The sequence below is a fragment of the Candidatus Culexarchaeum yellowstonense genome (assembly GCF_024707025.1).
GTDB lineage: Archaea > Thermoproteota > Methanomethylicia > Culexarchaeales > Culexarchaeaceae > Culexarchaeum.
The window spans coordinates 1-2,037 of the sequence record NZ_JANGFQ010000110.1 but is presented as its reverse complement, the minus strand read 5'-3'; the positions used below and the strand labels follow the sequence as shown (position 1 = coordinate 2,037).

General features: G+C 38.6%; 5 protein-coding genes. 1 reads left to right on the top strand and 4 read right to left on the bottom strand.

The features are described 5' to 3' along the window. The coding region (locus MRT15_RS09165) for a hypothetical protein (RefSeq protein ID WP_304329786.1) at positions 1–261 on the bottom strand (261 nt) is incomplete at its 3' end. Between the two features lie 108 nt (positions 262–369). Here MRT15_RS09165 and MRT15_RS09160 point away from each other — a divergent pair. Next, complete coding sequence (locus MRT15_RS09160; RefSeq protein WP_304329785.1) at positions 370–669, top strand: CRISPR-associated protein Csx3; 300 nt, start codon at positions 370–372, stop codon at positions 667–669. 67 nt (positions 670–736) lie between these two features. Here MRT15_RS09160 and MRT15_RS09155 read toward each other — a convergent pair whose 3' ends face one another. The 3 genes from MRT15_RS09155 to MRT15_RS09145 all read right to left on the bottom strand — a co-directional run bounded on the left by MRT15_RS09155 (position 737) and on the right by MRT15_RS09145 (position 1,833). Then, complete coding sequence (locus MRT15_RS09155) at positions 737–964, bottom strand: hypothetical protein (RefSeq protein ID WP_304329784.1); 228 nt, start codon at positions 962–964, stop codon at positions 737–739. A gap of 108 nt (positions 965–1,072) precedes the next feature. After that, positions 1,073–1,579 carry a PIN domain-containing protein gene (locus tag MRT15_RS09150; protein ID WP_304329783.1) on the bottom strand — a complete coding sequence of 169 codons (507 nt, stop codon included), beginning with the start codon at positions 1,577–1,579 and terminating at the stop codon, positions 1,073–1,075. Further along, complete coding sequence (locus MRT15_RS09145; protein WP_304329782.1) at positions 1,576–1,833, bottom strand: ribbon-helix-helix domain-containing protein; 258 nt, start codon at positions 1,831–1,833, stop codon at positions 1,576–1,578. Before MRT15_RS09145 ends, MRT15_RS09150 begins: the two co-directional genes overlap by 4 nt. Positions 1,834–2,037 lie beyond the last annotated feature (204 nt).

Below are 2,037 nucleotides of genomic sequence, written 5' to 3'. Positions count from 1 at the left end.
ATCTGTATGGTATAGGTAGACTTCATTTACAAGTCCATTTTCAAGATACTTCCTCATGGCATTAAGTTCTGCACTAGCCCTCCATGGATCTCTTTTGAGATGTTCGTATACTTTTAGGAAGAATGGGTTTGCAGGGCTACTCCTCTCAAGAAGCTCATTATCACTTTCGCATATACGTTTATCTTCATCTGGAATTGTTGGAATCCTACTATAATTATCGATAATTGATGTTCCGCAAATAACGAGGTGACAGTGTATCACGAAACAATATATTTATGTGGAATTTAAATAGTTATCTAAAGCCATTGGGGTTTAGTTTAAGTTTTAATTTTGGAGTTGTAGAATGGTTATGTGGTTGGGGGATGTGGGTTGAGTTTGAATTGGCTTGTTTTTGATGGTGATACGATAAGGTTTGAGATTCCACCAACGCAGAGCATAACTTATGATAATCTTCCATTAGCTGTGGAGGAAGTGTACAGGTATTATGTTGGGAGGAGGTTTGATGTGATAAAGGTGACTGGTAGGGGGCCAATATGGCTTTACAGTGCAATAGTCCATACAATTGCACATTTAGCTAAAGCAGTTGCAGTGTATGATGCAATAAATGGGGTGTACGTTATAGTTGCAAGTCACAATCCAAACTATAAGATAGGCCAAACATTAAACTAATAAAACCCATAAGGGAAGTGTGTATGGAAGCTGTGAAATATCATCAATATAGCGATTCTGTTAACGATTAAAGGATGCCCATTCTCTTATACTCCTTTTCGAGTTCTCTCCACACTTCACTTCTCGTTTCCTCAAAATCTTTAAGCGCCTTCTCCAAATCTATATCCACCCCCTCCTCAAGATATTTTAGGGCAAGCCTCTTAGCCATCCTTCGAGCAAGCCCCTCCAATACCCATCGGACAACATCCTCTTCACTCACATCATCAGGAACCCTTACACTAACGATCTTAACCATTCCCCTCACCAAAATTCCTGTTTTGTGAATAATTAATTGAACTTTACTGGAAATCAGATTTGATATCCATACATTTATGTTTAACTTAGGTTTTCATTCAAAACTCATTTATCTGAGAGGTTGGCAATATTTTACACTTATATTTAGTTCTCTCATTATGGCTTCTTTCTCCCTTTCAAAGTCGTAATCTGCTGTGATTATTTCATTTATTTCTTCCCCTTGCTCCTTTAAGGTTTTCAAGTAGGCTAGGTGGAGTAGGTCAAGGGTTTTCAATTTAAATTTAGATGAAATATCTATGGCAGTTGCGAATGGTGAGTATAGATTATCGATCATGAAAACCCTCTTATAACCATTAACCCTCCTATAGCTTAATTTAAACCTCCTCAATATGTATAGGAGAACTGCTGGTATTGTTAGCTCCTTCCTCACCTTAACCTTCTCAGAAAGTTCAAGCAACATGCCCTCCCTCTTAGATAATGTGCTGGCAAGTTCGGCTAAAACAAGTTCGGAAACCCTCTTATCCCCCTCCATCTCCAAAATTTCTTGAGCTAACCTCCGTCTAGGATCAAGTTTGTCGAGAGCCGCTACAATGATGCTGGTATCCACGTAACTCATCTCTCCCTCTCCCTCAAAAGCTGCTCAGTCGCGCCACTAAGGTCTATTGGTATCCTACCCTCAACCCTCTCAAGCTCAAACAATCTTTCCACAGCCTCAAGAATTTCGGATAGATAAGCTAAATTCTCAACACCAATCCTTATAAGCTCCCTTATAGCTTCACTCCTAGACTGAAAGATGCCATACTCCACAAGTCGATCTATTTGCCTCAACTCTTCCTCCCTTAACCTTACGGGAACTATTTTCGTAACCACATGTAATACGAATGCGTATAATAATATAAATTTTCCCCAAATTACACTTAATCACATAAACATAAAATCCACGAGAAACTATTAGAAAATCCTAAATGGATATTTAGGGAAGAATTCTCCTAACCTCCCAATAGAGTTCAGAAGATATATGAATACGTTTACATCAATGAATCTTAAGTAGCTCGCCTTTAACAGCCTTCCAAT